Here is a 15,640-nt window from a genome sequence, read left to right on the forward strand (position 1 = left end):
CGTCCTCTCCCCCGCGGGGAGGACGGGCCGCGGTCGTTCCGGGCCGGCGGCTCAGCAGTACTGCTTGGAGTCGGCAGCGAAGTCCTTGAAGGCGGCCTTGGTGCCCGATCCGGCGATGCCGTCGATCGCGCCGGTGTAGCCGTGGTGCGCCTTCAGGTCACGTTGCAGGGCCTTGATGGTGTTCGGGCCGACGATCCCGTCGATGCTGTCGTTGTAGCCCCAGTGCGTCTTGAGCCAGCGCTGGAGCGCCTTCCAGCTGTTGGTGCCGAGCTGCCCGTCGAGGGCGCCGGTGTAGCCCCAGTAGTCCTGGATCCAGCACTGGACGTAGCGGGCCTCGGTGGTGCTCAGGCCGAGGTTGTTCACCGCGAGGACGCCGACCTCGGCGCGCACGGCCGGCTTCGCGTCCGAGGCGGCGAAGGATGTGCCGGCGGTCGCGAGGCTTCCGGCGGCGAGGCCGATGACAGCGCCGGCGCTCACGAGGGTCCTCGTCCAGATGTTCGCTCGCATGCGTTTCCCTCTCGCTCTGGTTGGGGTGCCGGCCCCTGCCGCCGGCTGGTGGGACGAGAGTGCGGGGCGGGCGGCGAGCGTTGCCAGGGCCGCCGCGCAAGTGACGTCACGGCGGGACGCCCCACCCCCTGACCTGCGCGGACGCCTCCGACCTGGGCGGCACGGCGGGACGCCTGTGGCGGGGTGGGTGGCCGATTCCGTACCGGTGCCGGAACCGACTTCCGGTGCGGGCCGTGGATGCTGTTGCAGAATGCGGCGGGGGCGCGGGGGCCGCTGACCACGGACCGCGGGCCCGGACCGTGAACGCGAATGGGGGGAACATGTCGCGTTGGGCAGCGCTGCCCGCGGAACTGGATCCGCGCGTGAGGCAGTTGGTGGTGCGGTTACGTCGGCTGAAGGATCACAGCGGGCTGAGCCTGCGGCAGCTGGCGGCTCGGACGGGGTACAGCCAGAAGTCGTGGGAGCGGTATCTGGGCGGCCGGTCGCTGCCGCCGCGGGAGGCCGTCGAAGCGCTGGCCCGGGCCGTGGACGAGGAGCCGACCCGGCTGCTGGCGCTGCACGAGGTGGCGGCGGAGGCGTGGCGGACCGGACGCCGCGAGGCGACGGCCGGTGCGCCGGAGCAGGAGCCGCTCGTGGCGCCCGGGAGCCTCTCCGCCGAGGCCACCGGCCCCCGGTCGCCCGGCCGTTCGCTGCGGGTCGCCCTGGTGGCGGGCGCGGTGGCGCTGGTGCTGGCGCTCTCCACGGCCGTACTCCTCGTCGTCCGGCTGAGCGGCGGCGACCCGGCACAGCCGGCTTCGCCCCTGGTCGCGACCGGCGGGCAGTCGTCCCCGGCCGTGTCCGCGTCGAGGCCGCCCTCCGTGTCGGCCTCGCCCCCGGCACCGGCGTACACCTGCCGTCCCGAACGGGTCGACGGCCGCTGGTACGCGGGCCTCAGCCGGACCCGGGACGCCATCCTGGCCAACGGCCACGCCGGGCCGGAGGTCGCCGAGGCGCAGTGTCTGCTGCGCCGGGCGGGCATCTCGCCGGGCGCCGTCGACGGGATCTTCGGGCCGGTGACCGAACGCGCGGTCAGGCAGGTGCAGCGGCGGGCGGGCCTGGTGGTGGACGGCATCATCGGGCCGCACACCTGGAAGGCCCTACGGCAATGACGGCGCCGTCCCCGGAACGGGCCCGACTGGCCGCCGCGCTGAGGGAGTTGAAGTGCCGCACCGGCCTGAGCCTGGCCGGGCTCGCGGCCAAGACGGCGTTCAGCAAGTCGTCGTGGGACCGCTACCTCAACGGCAGGACGCTCCCGCCGCGCGACGCGGTGCAGGAGTTGTGCCGCCTCGCCGGGGAGCCGGAGGGGCGCTGTCTGGCGCTGTGGGAGATCGCCGAGTCGGAGGGCAGCGGACGGGCGGCGGCGCAGCCCCCTGAAGAGGCCGCGCCCGTCGAGGACGACGGCCTGCGGGGCTCGGTGGACCAGAGTTCGGTGCACCGCCGAGCGACGCTGGTCGCGGTGCTCGCGTCGGTGTCCGCCGTGGTCGTCGGGGGCGTCGCCGCGGCGGCCCTGCTGCTGCCGGACCGGGGCGGCGAGCCCGGGGCGGCGCTGTCACCGCCGCCGTCCGTGGCCGGGCCGCGCTGCCGGGGGGAGGTCTGTGAAGGCAAGAGCCCGATGCGGATGAAGTGCGCGGGGGCGCCGCTGACCCTCGCCTCGTACCGGACCGCCACCGGTGCCTCGCTGGAGCTGCGCTACAGCCAGGAGTGCGGGACGAGTTGGGCCAGGATGTGGGGGACGCGGATCGGCGACCGGCTGGAGATGTCGGTGACCGGAGGCGCGGGGGACGGCACCAGGAGCGGCACCGGGAACGGCCGTGTCCGCAGCGTGGAGATCCACAACGGCGTCGACGCGGACTCCTACGTCTACACGCCCATGACCGCGGCCGACCCGGGCAGCGTCGTGCGGGCCTGCTTCGACCCGGTGGCCGGCGGCGAGGAGTGCTTCGACAGCCGGGTGGCGAGGTGAGTTGTCAGTGCCGCCCCCTACAGTCACCGGCATGGCGACTCTTCCGAATCCGCTGCCGAAGCTCACGAGCGATCCCACGGGTGCCGCTCTCGGTCTCCAACTCCCGCCCGGGCGGCTCGTCGACGCGACAGACGAGGGCCCTTGGCACGAGCCCTTGCTGTGGCTCGCGGACGGAGAGGCCGCGCCCGGCGACTGGGCCGCGCTGGCCCCGGCCCGGCGGTCCGCAGGACTGCTGCCGGTCGTCGTGGACGGGGGCGGCCGGCACGGCGGCCCGCAGGACTGGGAGCTGGCGCCCGACGCGGTGTCGTACCCGGGAGACCACGACGCCGACGAGGTGCTGGCGGATCTCTGGGAGGAGTACGCCGCCGGGGAGACGCAGGAGGAGTGGCCGGGCCTGGCCGACGCCGGCGCCGACCCGGACTCCGGCGACGGTTCCGGCTCCGCCGAGGACCCGGACGCCGTGGCCATGGACATCGCGGACGACCTCGTGGCGAGCGGCGGCCTGCTGGAGGAGCCCCGCCTCGCACTCGTCCCGGCCCGCCGCAGCGCGGACATCCCGGCGGCGATCGGCTGGTCGGGCCCGGTGAACCACGAGGGCGACACCGCCCGCCTGTGCGCGGTGCTGCGCTCCTGGGAGGACCGCTTCGGCATACGCGTGGTGGCGCTCGGCTTCGACCACCTGCTCGTCTCCGTCGCGTTCCCGCCGGCCACCCTGGCCGAGGCGGAGGCCGTCGCCGCCGAGCACTTCGCGTTCTGCCCGGACAACATCCTCCAGAGCGGCGACACCAGCATCCGCGCCTACGCCGAGAACCGTCTGCTGGGCCGGCCGGCCTGGCACTTCTGGTGGGACTGACGGCCCGTCCTCACGCGGGCGGCAGCAGCGTCATCCCGTCGGGGACGTCGATCCCGAACTCCTCGTCCAGCAGCCGCCGCGCCTCCGCCTCCCCCGTCACCTCCCGCTCGACGACCGTTCCGTCCGCCCGCGTCTCGGCGAGGAGCCGGCCGTTGAGCAGCAGGTGGCGCTCGGCGGACAGGCTCTGGACGTAGACGCGCTGGGTGAAGGGCGAGCGCGGGTTGGTGCCGATGTGCCAGTTGATGACCTCGAAGTCGGGCTGCTCGAACGGCTCCAGGGTGAACGCGTACTGGTCGGCCCACTCGTCCTTCGTCCGGTCGTGGGCCTGGAGCAGCCACAGCGGGAGCGGCCCGTGGTGCGGGGTGTGGGCGAGCCGGTGCCGGCGCCCGGCGTCCTCGAACTCGACGCCGGCCGTCAGGGGCACCGGCTCGAGCAGCGCGCCGATCGCGCCGAAGCCGACGTCCGCGAGATACGGCTGCGGGTCGCCGGGTGCCTCGACGAGCAGCGTCATGTGGGTGCGGGGCCGGCTGTCGATGCGGTCCGCTCCGACGACGACCCGTGCGGCAAGCCGGGTCACCCGGAACCCGAGCGCCTCCAGGATGCCCGCGAACAGGGTGTTGTGCTCGTAGCAGTAGCCGCCGCGCCGGCTGTGCAGCAGCTTGGCGGTCAGATCGGCGGGGTCGAGGGAGGGGGCGATGCGCCGCAGGGCGTCCAGGTTCTCGAAGGGGATGGCCCGCATGTGCGCCAGGTGCACTCCCCGCAGCGTCGCCAGGTCGGCCCGCCGCTCCCCCTCCCAACCGATCCGCCGGAGATACGCGTCGGGATCGAACCGCTGGGTTTCGGTCATGCCTTCACCTTAGGAACACCGGCCGCTCCCCGTCCGCCGTCCACGGCCCGACCCGCACTGCGCCCTTGGCCCTAGGACCCCAGCCCCCGGCCCAGCCGCCGCAGTCCCTCCCCGATCTCCTCGGGCGTCTGCGTCACGAAGCACAGCCGCAGGGTCGAGCGGTCGGGTTCACCGGCGTAGAAGGGTGCCCCGGGGACGTAGGCGACGTCGTGCCGCACGACCTCCGGCAGCAGGGCCGTCGTGTCGTAGGAGTCCGGCAGGCGGGCCCACAGGAACATGCCGCCCTCGGGCCGGTTCCAGGTCGAGCCCTCCGGCAGGGCCCCGGGCAGGCCCGCCAGCATGGCGTCGCGGCGTTCGCGGTAGACGTCCCTGACGCGGGCCACGTGGGCGTCGAGGCCGCCGAGGCAGCGGGCCGCGGCGAGCTGGTTGACGGTCGGGGTGTGCAGGTCGGCGGCCTGCTTGGCGACCGCGCAGGCCCGCCGCAGGGCGGCCGGGGCGCGCAGCCAGCCCAGCCGCAGGCCGGGCGCCATCACCTTGGAGAAGGAGCCGAGCAGCACCGTCCGGTCCTCGGCGCCCGGGTACGCGGCGATCCAGGGCACGCGCTCGCCGTCGTAGCGCAGTTCGCCGTACGGGTCGTCCTCGACGATCCACACCCCGAGCCGGGCGGCGACCTCGGCGACGGCGGCCCGGCGTTCGGCGGGCAGGGTCCGGCCGGTCGGGTTCTGGAAGGTGGGGACGGTGTAGAAGAGCTTGGGCCGCTCCCGCGCGACCAGTTCCGCCAGCGCCCTCGGGTCCACGCCGTCCGCGTCGCAGGGCACGGCCACGACACGGGCTCCCGCGAGGCCGAACGCCTGAAGTGCCGCCAGATAGCAGGGGTCTTCGACCAGGACCGTGTCGCCGGGCTCCAGCAGCGCGGTGGCCAGGAGCGAGAGGCCCTGCTGTGAGCCGGTGGTGATGAGCAGGTCGTCGGCGTCGGTCGCCGGTCCGCGTGCCGACATGCGTGCGGCGAGCCCGGTGCGCAGAGCGGGCTCGCCCTCGGTGGTGGAGTACTGAAGGGCCTGCGCCGGAGTGTCGGCGAGCACGTCCCGGAAGGCCGCCGCGATGGCCTCCCGGTCGAACAGCTCGGGCGCCGGGAGCCCGCCCGCGAAGTTGATGACCTCGGGCCGGGCGGTGACGGCGAGGATGTCCCGCACGGGCGAACCGCCGACGGCACCGGTCCGCGCCGCGAGCGGCGGCACGGCGGCCGGGGCGGTCGGGGGCGCGGGTTCGATGACGGTCATGACACGGCTCCTTGGGCTGCGGCGACACGGGCGACGGCTCGTGCCGGGCAGCCTAGAGAACTGCATGTCCTCTACAAGCGACTTTCCGGGATACGGACCCCGCCGCCCCGCACCCGGGGCCCCGGCCGCCGGTCCCGACGCCTTCCGGCGTCCCACGACCGGTCCCCGCTGTCCGGCATCCCCGCAGGTCAGCGGCCGTCCCACCGCTCGGGTGTCCCGAATCCGCGGTCCATGGTGGCGGTCGGGACGGATGATCACGCAGGCTGGGGGGCGACCCCGACCCCCACCCATGGAGAGGGCCGCACCATGTCCGCGTCCGCACACCCCCCTCGCTCCCGGGCCCGGCTGCTCGCCGCCACGCTGGTGGCGGTCGCCGTGCTCGCGCTCACCGCGTGCGAGGACGGCCAGGGCCTGCGCGACGAGGGTCCCTCGACCCCGACCAGCCCGACGGCCACCGCGCCCACGACTCCACCGCCGTCGGGCGGACGGTGACGGTGCCCGGGTGCGCCGCGGCTACCGGCGGCCCAGCTTCTGCGCGGCCTCCGTGGCCCAGTAGGTGAGGATGTTGCGCGCGCCGGCCCGCTTGATGCCGGTCAGCGTCTCGAAGATCGCCCGGTCCCGGTCGATCCAGCCCTTCTCGGCGGCGGCCTCGATCATCGAGTACTCGCCGGAGATCTGGTAGGCGGCGACCGGCACATCGACCGCGTCGGCGACCCGGGCCAGGATGTCGAGGTAGGGCCCGGCCGGCTTGACCATCACCATGTCGGCGCCCTCCTCCAGGTCGAGGGCCAGCTCGCGCATCGACTCCCGGACGTTCGCGGGGTCCTGCTGATAGGTCTTGCGGTCGCCCTTGAGGGAGGAGGCGACGGCTTCGCGGAAGGGCCCGTAGAACGCGGAGGCGTACTTGGCGGTGTAGGCGAGGATCGCGACGTCCTCCCGCCCGATCTGGTCGAGCGCGTCACGGACGACGCCGATCTGCCCGTCCATCATGCCGCTGGGCCCCACGACATGGGCCCCGGCGTCGGCCTGCACCTGCGCCATCTCGGCGTAGCGCTCCAGGGTCGCGTCGTTGTCGACCCGCCCCTCGTCGTCCAGCACACCGCAGTGCCCGTGGTCGGTCGTCTCGTCCAGGCACAGGTCGGACATGACGAGCAGGTCGTCGCCCACCTCGGCGCGCACGTCGCGGATGGCGACCTGGAGGATGCCGTCGGGGTCCGTCCCCGGCGTCCCGAGCGCGTCCTTCTTCTCCTCCTCGGGCACCCCGAAGAGCATGATCCCGGAGACCCCGGCCTGCACGGCCTCCAGCGCCGCCTTCTTCAGGCTGTCCCGCGTGTGCTGGACGACACCCGGCATGGTGGCGATGGGCACCGGCTCGCCGACGCCCTCGCGCACGAAGGCCGGGAGGATGAAGTCGGCGGGGTGCAGCCGCGTCTCGGCGACCATGCGCCGCATGACGGGGGTGGTCCGCAGACGCCGCGGCCGAGTACCGGGAAAGGATCCGTACGTCGTCATGCCACCTACGCTACGCCCGCCCCGGCAGCACCTTTGCCGACGTCCCGTCGGGGCCCGGCGTGCGAGGGCCACGATCACGGGTCCATCCTGAAGAAAGGCACTGGAACACACCCGCAGACACCCTCGAACCATCCCTCCGTACACGCACCACGGAGGACGCGATGACAGCGATCCATCACAACACTCCCGACCTGTTCGCCCTCTCCGAGATCCGCGGCCCGGTCCTGCGCCCCGCCGACGACGGCTACGTCGACGAGGTCACCGGCTTCAACCTGGCCGCGTTGCACACCCCCGACGTGGTGGTGGGCGCGACGGGCGTGGACGACGTCGTCACGGCCCTGCGCTGGGCGACGGCCACCGGCACCCCGGTGGCGGTCCAGGCGACCGGCCACGGCGCGAACTTCCCGATCGAACGCGGCCTGCTGATCAGCACGGCACGCATGACGGACGTGAGCGTCGACGCGGACCGGCGCCTGGCGACCGTCGCGGCGGGCGCGAAGTGGCAGCACGTCCTGGAGGCTGCCGCCCCGCACGGCCTGGCCGCGCTCTGCGGCACCTCCACGGACGCGGGCGTCGTCGGCTACACCCTCGGCGGCGGCCTGCCGGTCCTGGGCCGGACCTACGGCTACGCCGCCGACACCGTCCGCTCCTTCGAGGTCGCCACCGCCGACGGCACCCTCCATGTGAGCGACCCCGAGCACGAGCCCGACCTGTTCTGGGCGCTGCGCGGCGGCAAGGGCAACGTGGGCGTGGTGACGTCCCTGACCTTCGACCTGCTCCCCCTGCGGACGCTGCTCGGCGGGGGCCTGTACTGCGCGGGCGAGGACGCCGAGCCGCTGCTCAACGCCTGGGCGGAGTGGACCCGCACGGTCCCGGCGGAGATGTGCAGCACGTTCGGCCTGCTGCGGCTGCCGCCCTTCCCGGAGATCCCCGAACCGTTCCGGGGCCGCTTCTGGGCGCGGGTGTGCGTGGCCTGGACGGGAGATGCGGCCCGGGGCGAAGAGCTCCTGGCACCGCTGCGCGCGGCCGCGCCGGTGGTGATCGACACGGTGGAGGAGATGGACTACACGGCCCTGGACCGCATCTATTTGGACCCCCGGGACCCGCTCCCCGCCCGCGAGTCCTGCGCCCTGCTGCGCGACCTGCCGCCGGATGCGATCAGCGCCTTCCTCGCCCAGGTGGGCCCCGAGGCCGCCGACTGCCCGCTCCTCCTGGTCGAGCTGCGGCACATGGGCGGCGCGCTGGCCCGCCCCGCCGCCGTCGAGGACGCGGTGTGCGCCCGCGACGCCGAGTACCTCCTGGAAGCGGTGGGCGTCCTGGCCGCACCGCCCATGGCCGAGGCGGTCGAGGCGGCCACCGGTGCCCTCCACGCCGCGATGGCCCCGTACGGCACGGGCCGCACCATGGTCAATCTGCACGGCACCCCGGGCGACGAACCGGACCGTGCCCGGGCCTGGACCCCCGAGGTCTACGAACGCCTGCGACGGACGAAGTCGACCTACGACCCGGCCAACCTGCTCAGCCTCGGCCACACGGTGACGGCTTCCGGCCCGCCCGGCGTCTGAGAAGCAAAGGGCGGTGGGGGCGAGAACCCTCAGGTCCGCGCCCTCGCCACCGCCCTCGAATCCCTTACGTCGTCGACCGACGCCGACGGGCGCCCGGACGCCGCTCGCTCGGCCGAGTGACCGGGTCCCCGGCCTCGACCGCGGCGGCACGGCGCCGCAGCCCGAAGTCCGCCAGCGCCTCGGCCAGCCTGTGCACGGACGGCTCCGGCGCCATCACGTCCACCCGCAGCCCGTGCTCCTCGGCGGTCTTCGCGGTGGCGGGACCGATACAGGCGATCACGGTCACGTTGTGCGGCTTGCCGGCGATCCCCACGAGGTTGCGCACCGTGGACGACGACGTGAAGAGAACGGCGTCGAAGCCACCCCCCTTGATCGCCTCCCGGGTCTCCGCCGGCGGCGGCGAGGCCCGCACGGTCCGGTAGGCCGTGACGTCGTCGACCTCCCAGCCGAGCTCGATGAGCCCGGCCACCAGGGTCTCCGTGGCGATGTCGGCCCGCGGCAGGAACACGCGGTCGATCGGGTCGAAGACCGGGTCGTACGGCGGCCAGTCCTCCAGCAGCCCCGCGGCCGACTGCTCACCGCTCGGCACCAGGTCCGGCTTCACGCCGAAGGCGATGAGCGCCTTCGCGGTCTGCTCCCCCACCGCCGCGACCTTGATCCCGGCGAACGCACGGGCGTCGAGCCCGTACTCCTCGAACTTCTCCCGCACGGCCTTGACCGCGTTCACCGAGGTGAAGGCGATCCACTCGTACCGTCCGGTCACGAGCCCCTTGACGGCCCGCTCCATCTGCTGGGGCGTGCGCGGCGGTTCGACGGCGATCGTCGGCACCTCGTGCGGCACGGCCCCGTACGACCGCAGCTGGTCGGAGAGCGAAGCCGCCTGCTCCTTCGTACGCGGCACGAGCACCCGCCACCCGAAGAGCGGCTTGGACTCGAACCACGACAACTGGTCGCGCTGTGCTGCGGCGGAACGCTCACCGACCACGGCTATCACCGGCCGGCCGCCCTCCGGCGAGGGCAGCACCTTGGCCTGCTTCAGCGTCTGGGCGATGGTGCCCAGCGTCGCGGTCCAGGTCCGCTGCCGGGTCGTCGTACCGGCGACGGTGACGGTCAGCGGCGTATCGGGCTTGCGTCCCGCCGACACCAGTTCACCGGCGGCCGCGCCCACGGAGTCCAGCGTCGTCGACACGACCACGGTCCCGTCCGACGCGCCGACCTCGGTCCAGCAACGGTCGGACGCGGTGCGCGCGTCGACGAACCGGACGTCCGCGCCCTGCGCGTCACGGAGCGGGACGCCGGCGTACGCGGGGACGCCCACGGCCGCGGCGACACCCGGTACGACCTCGAACGGCACACCGGCCGCGGCGCACGCGAGCATCTCGTTGGTGGCGTACGTGTCGAGGCCGGGATCCCCGGACACCGCACGCACGACCCGCCTGCCGCCACGCGCGGCCTCCATGACAAGATGTGCGGCATCCCGCACCGCGGGTAGCCCAGCGGTCGTTGACGCGCCGTCAACAACCGCTAGTTGAGGCGTGCCTGTGCCCGGCACGGCGTCCGCATCGGGACCCGTGTCCGTGTGCACTTCGGCGATGCCGGCTCTGGCGTGCACGCGTACGACGTCGAGCACCTCGTGCTCGGCGACCAGTACGTCCGCGTTCGCCAGTGCCTCGACGGCGCGCAGAGTCAGCAGCCCCGGATCCCCGGGTCCGGCACCGAGGAAGGTGACGTGCCCGTGTTCAAGGCCGGCGGGAAGGGTGGTGGGGCTCACTGTGCTCGCTCCCCCATCAGACCGGCCGCGCCCTGGGCAAGCATCTCGGTAGCGAGTTCGCGACCCAGCGCCAGCGCTTGGTCGTGCGTCTCGGGCACGGGACCGGTGGTGGACAGCTGCACCATGCGCGAACCGTCGGTCGTGCCGACGACGCCACGCAGGCGCATTTCCTTGACAATCTGCCCGTCGGCCAAAAGGTCGGCCAGCGCGCCCACAGGGGCGGAGCAGCCGGCCTCCAGGGCGGCGAGCAGTGATCGCTCGGCGCTCACGGCGACCCGCGTGAACGGGTCGTCGAGCTCGCCGAGCGCGGCGACGAGGTCCGCGTTGTCCGCGGTGCACTCGATCGCCAGTGCCCCCTGGCCGGGGGCGGGCAAAACCGTGTCGACCGACAGGAAGTCGGTCACTTCTTCGCTGCGGCCGATGCGATTCATGCCGGCCGCGGCCAGCACGACCGCGTCCAGCTCGCCGTCGCGCACGTACCGGATCCGGGTGTCGACGTTCCCGCGGATCGCGACCGTCTCGAAGTCCAGCCCGTGGCTGCGCGCGTACGCGTTCAGCTGGGCCATCCGGCGCGGCGAGCCCGTACCGATGCGCGCGCCGCGCGGCAGGTCGGTGAGCTTGAGGGCGTCCCGGGCGACTATCACGTCACGCGGGTCCTCGCGCTCGGGGACGGCCGCCAGGGCCAGTTCCTCGGGCTGCGTGGTCGGCAGGTCCTTCAGGGAGTGCACCGCGAAGTCGACCTCGCCCCTGACGAGCGCGTCCCGCAGGGCGGTGACGAACACGCCGGTGCCGCCGATCTGCGCGAGGGCCTCGCGCGAGACATCGCCGTACGTGGTGATCTCGACGAGTTCGACGGGCCGTCCGGTCACCCGGCGTACGGCGTCCGCGACCTGCCCGGACTGGGCCATGGCGAGCTTGCTGCGCCTGGTGCCGAGCCGTAGTGCCTGCTGAGTCATCGTGGGCCTCGGTTCTTCTCGGTGCTGTCCTCGGCGCGGGAGACGGAGGCCACCGTCTCCTGATCGAGGTCGAACAGGGTCCGCAGGGCGTCCGCGTACCCGGCGCCGCCGGGCTCGGCCGCGAGCTGCTTGACCCGCACGGTCGGGGCGTGCAGCAGCTTGTCGACCACGCGCCGCACGGTCTGCGTGATCTCACCGCGGTGCTTGTCGTCGAGGCCGGGCAGACGGCCCTCCAGCCGGGCGATCTCGTTCGCCACGACATCGGCGGCCATCGCGCGCAGCGCGACGACGGTGGGTGTGATGTGCGCGGCCCGCAGCGCGGCGCCGAAGGCGGCGACCTCGTCGGAGACGATCCGGCGGACCTGGTCGACGTCGGCCGCCATCGGGGCGTCGGCGGAGGCTTCCGCCAGCGACTCGATGTCCACCAGACGCACCCCGGTCAGCCGGTGCGCGGCCGCGTCGATGTCGCGGGGCATGGCGAGGTCGAGCAGGGACAGCGCCGGCGCGGGCCGGGGCACCTCGATCACGGGCTCGGGCTTGCGGCGCTCGGGGATGCGGCCGACGGTGGCCGCGGTCGCGGCGAGCGCGGTGATCAGCTCGGCGTCGGCCTCGGGGCTGCGCCGGGCGGCCTCCCGCCGGTCGACGGCACTGCCGGCGGCCCACGCCGCGTGCTGCTCCAGGGTGGCCGCGTCCATCCCGGCGACGGCGGCCTCGCCGAGCACAGAGAAACCTCCCTGCACGGCGGCGACGTCGAGCGGGCAGTTCTCGTCGGTGCCGACGCTGGTGGGCGGCAGCGGGGTCTGCCGTACGTCGGTGGAGTCGGCGGCCGTCCGGGGAGCGGGCGTGCCCGCCTCCGTGAAGGCGACCGGCTGACCGGTACGGCCCTCCACCGCGGCGGCGACCTCCTCGGCCGCGAGGACGAGGCCGGTCGCGCCGGTGCAGGAGACGGCGACGTCGGCACGTGTCAGCTCGACCGGCACCGACTCCATCGGTACCGCGCGGGCGGGCACGTCCGTGCCGTCGGTCAGGATCTCCACGAGCCGCTCGGCGCGGTCCTGCGTCCGGTTGGCGATGACGATCTCCGCGACCCCGGCCCGCGCGAGCGTCGCCGCGGCCAGCGAGGACATCGAACCGGCGCCGATGACCAGAGCCTTCTTGCCGCGGGCCCAGGCCGTGACGTCCGTGCCCTCGGCCAGCTGCTCCAGGCCGAAGGTGACCAGGGACTGGCCGGCGCGGTCGATGCCGGTCTCGGAGTGGGCGCGCTTGCCGACCCGCAGGGCCTGTTGGAACAGGTCGTTCAGCAGCCGTCCGGCGCTGTGCAGCTCCTGCGCCTTGGCGAGGGAGTCCTTGATCTGCCCGAGGACCTGGCCCTCGCCGACGACCATGGAGTCGAGCCCGCAGGCCACCGAGAAGAGGTGGTGGACGGCCCGGTCCTCGTAGTGGACGTAGAGGTACGGCGTGAGTTCGTCGAGGCCCACCCCGCTGTGCTGGGCGAGCAGCGTGGACAGCTCGGCGACACCGGCGTGGAACTTGTCCACGTCGGCGTACAGCTCGATGCGGTTGCAGGTGGCGAGCACCGCGGCCTCGGTGGCGGGCTCGGCGGCGACCGTGTCCTGAAGCAGCTTGATCTGGGCGTCCGCGCCCAGCGCGGCCCGCTCCAGCACGCTGACCGGGGCGCTGCGGTGGCTCAGCCCCACGACGAGGAGACTCATGCCGGCATCACGGCGGGTACGTCCCCGTCGGGCCCCTGATCGGCGGAGTCGTCGGACCCCTCACGGGTGGCGGCGGCCGGTCCCGCACCGTCGGTGTGGGCCTCCTCGCCCGCCTTGCGCTGCTCGTGGAAGGCGAGGATCTGCAGCTCGATGGAGAGGTCGACCTTGCGCACGTCGACACCGTCCGGGACGGTCAGCACGGTCGGCGCGAAGTTCAGGATGGAGGTCACACCGGCGGCCACGAGGCGGTCGCAGACCGGCTGGGCGGCACCGGCGGGAGTGGCGATGACACCGATCGACACGCCATTCTCCTGGATGATCTTCTCCAGGCTGTCGGAGTGCTGCACCGGGATCCCGGCGACGGGCTTGCCGGCCATGGCCGGGTCGGCGTCGATGAGCGCGGCGACCCGGAAGCCGCGGGAGGCGAACCCGCCGTAGTTGGCGAGGGCGGCGCCGAGGTTACCGATGCCGACGATCACAACCGGCCAGTCCTGGGTCAGCCCGAGTTCGCGGGAGATCTGGTAGACGAGATACTCGACGTCGTAGCCGACACCGCGCGTTCCGTACGACCCGAGGTACGAGAAGTCCTTGCGCAGCTTGGCGGAGTTGACCCCCGCCGCGGCCGCGAGCTCCTCGGAGGAGACCGTGGGTACCGAGCGCTCCGACAGTGCGGTCAGGGCTCGGAGGTACAGCGGAAGCCGGGCGACGGTGGCCTCGGGAATCCCTCGGCTACGGGTCGCCGGTCGGTGAGTTCGGCCAGTTGCCACGGTGCTCCTGCGGGTAGAGCGTGGGGGCAGGCGGTCACATGTACCTAGACCGCCCCGTCGAATGCAGGCTATGTCTTTGTGAACGCGTGCACAAAGATGGTGTCCGATTTGCCCGCCCAACGTGACCGGGCTCACGCACGCCCGGCGCACTGGTGTGGAACCGGCGCACACGCACCACCGTTCCTCAACTCTTGAGGGCAAAACCGCACACTCTCCTCAACGATCCCCGCCCCCGAGACCAAGTCGCCGTCGATCCTAAGCCGTTTCCCGAGGACTTTGGACTACCCGGTCAGTGCTTTGCGGAGGCGATCCTCGTTCACGCGCCAGAAGGTGTGCTGGGCTCCGTCGACGAGGACGACGGGGATCTGTTCCCAGTACTGGTCGTGGAGTTGGGCGTCCTCGGTGATGTCCTTCCACTCCCAGGGAACCCCCAGCTCGCCGCAGATCCTCTCGACGACGCTCTGTGCGTCATCACACAGATGGCAGTCGGGCTTGCCGATGAGGGTGACCAGCCGGTCCCCGGGGGACTTGGCCGTGGCACGACGGAAGAGGGGGCTCATGTCAGCCATTCTCGCGCGCCGGAGCCCGGATGACCGGCCGTCGCCCGACCACGCCGTTTAACTGCGCGGTCGCGGAGAGTTCACAGCCTTCAAACCTCTCGACTCCGGAAGCACCGAACAAACTGGCTATGCTCACGGTCATGGCCGCTCTTGGATGGCTCACTCCCCGTAGGCGCTCCGCCACGGCGCGGAGCGTGTTGGCTGGCGAGGCTTCGGCGGAGGCCGCGCGCAAGTCCTCGCAGGAGGCGACAGAGGTCCCGGAGTCCTCGGAGGCCGAGCCGGAGTTCCCGGTGCTCGGCGACGAGGAGGCCGCGGCCTTCTTCGACCTGGACAACACCGTGATGCAAGGCGCCGCCCTCTTCCACTTCGGCCGGGGCCTGTACAAGCGGAAGTTCTTCGAGACCCGCGACCTCGCGAAGTTCGCCTGGCAGCAGGCCTGGTTCAGGCTCGCAGGCGTCGAGGATCCGGAACACATGCAGGAGGCCCGCGACTCGGCGCTGTCGATCGTCAAGGGCCACCGCGTCGCCGAGCTCCAGTCGATCGGCGAGGAGATCTACGACGAGTACATGGCCGAGCGCATCTGGCCGGGCACTCGGGCTCTCGCGCAGGCCCACCTGGACGCGGGCCAGAAGGTCTGGCTCGTCACGGCGGCCCCGGTGGAGATCGCCACGGTGATCGCCCGCCGCCTGGGCCTGACCGGCGCCCTGGGCACGGTGGCCGAATCGGTCGACGGCGTCTACACCGGCAAGCTGGTGGGCGAGCCGCTGCACGGCCCGGCGAAGGCGGAGGCGGTACGCGCGCTGGCCTCGGCGGAGGGCCTGGACCTCGCCCGCTGCGCGGCGTACAGCGACTCGCACAACGACATCCCGATGCTCTCCCTGGTCGGCCACCCCTACGCCATCAACCCGGACACCAAGCTCCGCAAACACGCCCGCCGCCTGGACTGGCGCCTGCGTGACTACCGCACCGGCCGGAAGGCGGCCAAGGTCGGCATCCCGGCCGCCGCCGGCGTCGGCGCGGTGGCCGGCGGCACGGCAGCGGCGATCGCCCTGCACCGCCGCCGCCGCTGAATGCGCCCGCACCACCACTGAATCCGCCTGTACCGAGGTCGCCGCCGGATCTTCCCGCGGCGGCCTCGGCGCGCTTTCGCATGACGGGGCGCGCCCGGGCCGACCGGCCGATCGGCACCCCATACCCGCGTGACTCCCTGTCCAGTCACCTTGGCTGCACACGGCCACAACACGCCCTGGAGTCAGCCCGAACACGGACGTAATCGATCAACAAACGGTCACTCTGCGGCACTTGATC

15 protein-coding genes are annotated in these 15,640 nt (G+C 73.1%); 6 read left to right on the plus strand and 9 right to left on the minus strand.

Going from position 1 to position 15,640, the window contains the following annotated elements; all coding sequences use genetic code 11:
* Positions 1–51: 51 nt before the first annotated feature.
* On the minus strand, positions 52–507 hold the full coding sequence (locus CP983_RS18550) for a peptidoglycan-binding domain-containing protein (RefSeq protein ID WP_107904416.1): 456 nt from the start codon (positions 505–507) through the stop codon (positions 52–54).
* A 320-nt stretch (positions 508–827) separates the two neighbouring features.
* Between CP983_RS18550 and CP983_RS18555 the strand changes: the two genes are divergently transcribed.
* From CP983_RS18555 to CP983_RS18565, 3 genes are read left to right on the plus strand one after another with little or no spacing between them, the layout of a single operon-like run.
* A complete protein-coding gene (locus CP983_RS18555; protein WP_150500575.1) occupies positions 828–1,655 on the plus strand; it encodes a peptidoglycan-binding protein in 828 nt (275 codons plus the stop codon).
* On the plus strand, positions 1,652–2,509 hold the full coding sequence (locus CP983_RS18560; RefSeq protein ID WP_150500577.1) for a helix-turn-helix domain-containing protein: 858 nt from the start codon (positions 1,652–1,654) through the stop codon (positions 2,507–2,509). Before CP983_RS18555 ends, CP983_RS18560 begins: the two co-directional genes overlap by 4 nt.
* A gap of 31 nt (positions 2,510–2,540) precedes the next feature.
* The gene (locus CP983_RS18565; protein WP_150500579.1) at positions 2,541–3,362 is read left to right on the plus strand and encodes a DUF4253 domain-containing protein; all 822 of its coding nucleotides are present in this window, start codon (positions 2,541–2,543) and stop codon (positions 3,360–3,362) included.
* Between the two features lie 10 nt (positions 3,363–3,372).
* Here the strand turns inward: CP983_RS18565 and CP983_RS18570 are convergent, their stop codons facing one another.
* Positions 3,373–4,209, minus strand: coding sequence for an arylamine N-acetyltransferase family protein (locus tag CP983_RS18570; protein ID WP_150500581.1), 837 nt, complete (start codon positions 4,207–4,209; stop codon positions 3,373–3,375).
* Positions 4,210–4,280: 71 nt separating this feature from the next.
* Positions 4,281–5,489, minus strand: a complete 1,209-nt coding sequence (locus CP983_RS18575; RefSeq protein WP_150500583.1) for an aminotransferase-like domain-containing protein — start codon at positions 5,487–5,489, stop codon at positions 4,281–4,283.
* A 306-nt stretch (positions 5,490–5,795) separates the two neighbouring features.
* Between CP983_RS18575 and CP983_RS18580 the strand changes: the two genes are divergently transcribed.
* Positions 5,796–5,981: a hypothetical protein gene (locus tag CP983_RS18580; RefSeq protein WP_150500585.1), complete on the plus strand. Its 186-nt coding sequence runs from the start codon at positions 5,796–5,798 to the stop codon at positions 5,979–5,981.
* Positions 5,982–6,002: 21 nt separating this feature from the next.
* On the opposite strand, the gene hemB is transcribed toward CP983_RS18580, so the two are convergent.
* On the minus strand, positions 6,003–7,001 hold the full coding sequence (gene hemB / locus CP983_RS18585; protein WP_150500587.1) for a porphobilinogen synthase: 999 nt from the start codon (positions 6,999–7,001) through the stop codon (positions 6,003–6,005).
* A 161-nt stretch (positions 7,002–7,162) separates the two neighbouring features.
* Here hemB and CP983_RS18595 point away from each other — a divergent pair, with 161 nt between their 5' ends.
* Complete coding sequence (locus CP983_RS18595) at positions 7,163–8,566, plus strand: FAD-binding oxidoreductase (RefSeq protein ID WP_150500589.1); 1,404 nt, start codon at positions 7,163–7,165, stop codon at positions 8,564–8,566.
* A gap of 64 nt (positions 8,567–8,630) precedes the next feature.
* Here the strand turns inward: CP983_RS18595 and CP983_RS18600 are convergent, their stop codons facing one another.
* The 5 genes from CP983_RS18600 to CP983_RS18620 all read right to left on the minus strand — a co-directional run bounded on the left by CP983_RS18600 (position 8,631) and on the right by CP983_RS18620 (position 14,341).
* Positions 8,631–10,337: a bifunctional uroporphyrinogen-III C-methyltransferase/uroporphyrinogen-III synthase gene (locus CP983_RS18600; RefSeq protein WP_125525297.1), complete on the minus strand. Its 1,707-nt coding sequence runs from the start codon at positions 10,335–10,337 to the stop codon at positions 8,631–8,633.
* Entirely contained in the window at positions 10,334–11,293 is a 960-nt protein-coding gene (hemC, locus tag CP983_RS18605; RefSeq protein WP_107904433.1) for a hydroxymethylbilane synthase, read from the minus strand. Before hemC ends, CP983_RS18600 begins: the two co-directional genes overlap by 4 nt.
* Entirely contained in the window at positions 11,290–13,005 is a 1,716-nt protein-coding gene (locus tag CP983_RS18610; protein WP_107904435.1) for a glutamyl-tRNA reductase, read from the minus strand. Before CP983_RS18610 ends, hemC begins: the two co-directional genes overlap by 4 nt.
* On the minus strand, positions 13,002–13,772 hold the full coding sequence (locus tag CP983_RS18615; protein ID WP_030957690.1) for a redox-sensing transcriptional repressor Rex: 771 nt from the start codon (positions 13,770–13,772) through the stop codon (positions 13,002–13,004). Before CP983_RS18615 ends, CP983_RS18610 begins: the two co-directional genes overlap by 4 nt.
* 281 nt (positions 13,773–14,053) lie before the next feature.
* The gene (locus CP983_RS18620; protein ID WP_125525296.1) at positions 14,054–14,341 is read right to left on the minus strand and encodes a glutaredoxin family protein; all 288 of its coding nucleotides are present in this window, start codon (positions 14,339–14,341) and stop codon (positions 14,054–14,056) included.
* A gap of 131 nt (positions 14,342–14,472) precedes the next feature.
* Between CP983_RS18620 and CP983_RS18625 the strand changes: the two genes are divergently transcribed.
* Entirely contained in the window at positions 14,473–15,402 is a 930-nt protein-coding gene (locus CP983_RS18625) for an HAD family hydrolase (RefSeq protein WP_107905275.1), read from the plus strand.
* Positions 15,403–15,640 lie beyond the last annotated feature (238 nt).

Source organism: Streptomyces chartreusis (assembly GCF_008704715.1).
GTDB lineage: Bacteria > Actinomycetota > Actinomycetes > Streptomycetales > Streptomycetaceae > Streptomyces > Streptomyces chartreusis.

Coding starts and splice junctions, on each gene's coding strand:
- CP983_RS18550 (WP_107904416.1), bottom strand. CDS start 507: ATGCGAGCGAACATCTGGACGAGGACCCTCGTGAGCGCCGGCGCTGTC.
- CP983_RS18555 (WP_150500575.1), top strand. CDS start 828: ATGTCGCGTTGGGCAGCGCTGCCCGCGGAACTGGATCCGCGCGTGAGG.
- CP983_RS18560 (WP_150500577.1), top strand. CDS start 1,652: ATGACGGCGCCGTCCCCGGAACGGGCCCGACTGGCCGCCGCGCTGAGG.
- CP983_RS18565 (WP_150500579.1), top strand. CDS start 2,541: ATGGCGACTCTTCCGAATCCGCTGCCGAAGCTCACGAGCGATCCCACG.
- CP983_RS18570 (WP_150500581.1), bottom strand. CDS start 4,209: ATGACCGAAACCCAGCGGTTCGATCCCGACGCGTATCTCCGGCGGATC.
- CP983_RS18575 (WP_150500583.1), bottom strand. CDS start 5,489: ATGACCGTCATCGAACCCGCGCCCCCGACCGCCCCGGCCGCCGTGCCG.
- CP983_RS18580 (WP_150500585.1), top strand. CDS start 5,796: ATGTCCGCGTCCGCACACCCCCCTCGCTCCCGGGCCCGGCTGCTCGCC.
- hemB (WP_150500587.1), bottom strand. CDS start 7,001: ATGACGACGTACGGATCCTTTCCCGGTACTCGGCCGCGGCGTCTGCGG.
- CP983_RS18595 (WP_150500589.1), top strand. CDS start 7,163: ATGACAGCGATCCATCACAACACTCCCGACCTGTTCGCCCTCTCCGAG.
- hemC (WP_107904433.1), bottom strand. CDS start 11,293: ATGACTCAGCAGGCACTACGGCTCGGCACCAGGCGCAGCAAGCTCGCC.
- CP983_RS18610 (WP_107904435.1), bottom strand. CDS start 13,005: ATGAGTCTCCTCGTCGTGGGGCTGAGCCACCGCAGCGCCCCGGTCAGC.
- CP983_RS18620 (WP_125525296.1), bottom strand. CDS start 14,341: ATGGCTGACATGAGCCCCCTCTTCCGTCGTGCCACGGCCAAGTCCCCC.
- CP983_RS18625 (WP_107905275.1), top strand. CDS start 14,473: ATGGCCGCTCTTGGATGGCTCACTCCCCGTAGGCGCTCCGCCACGGCG.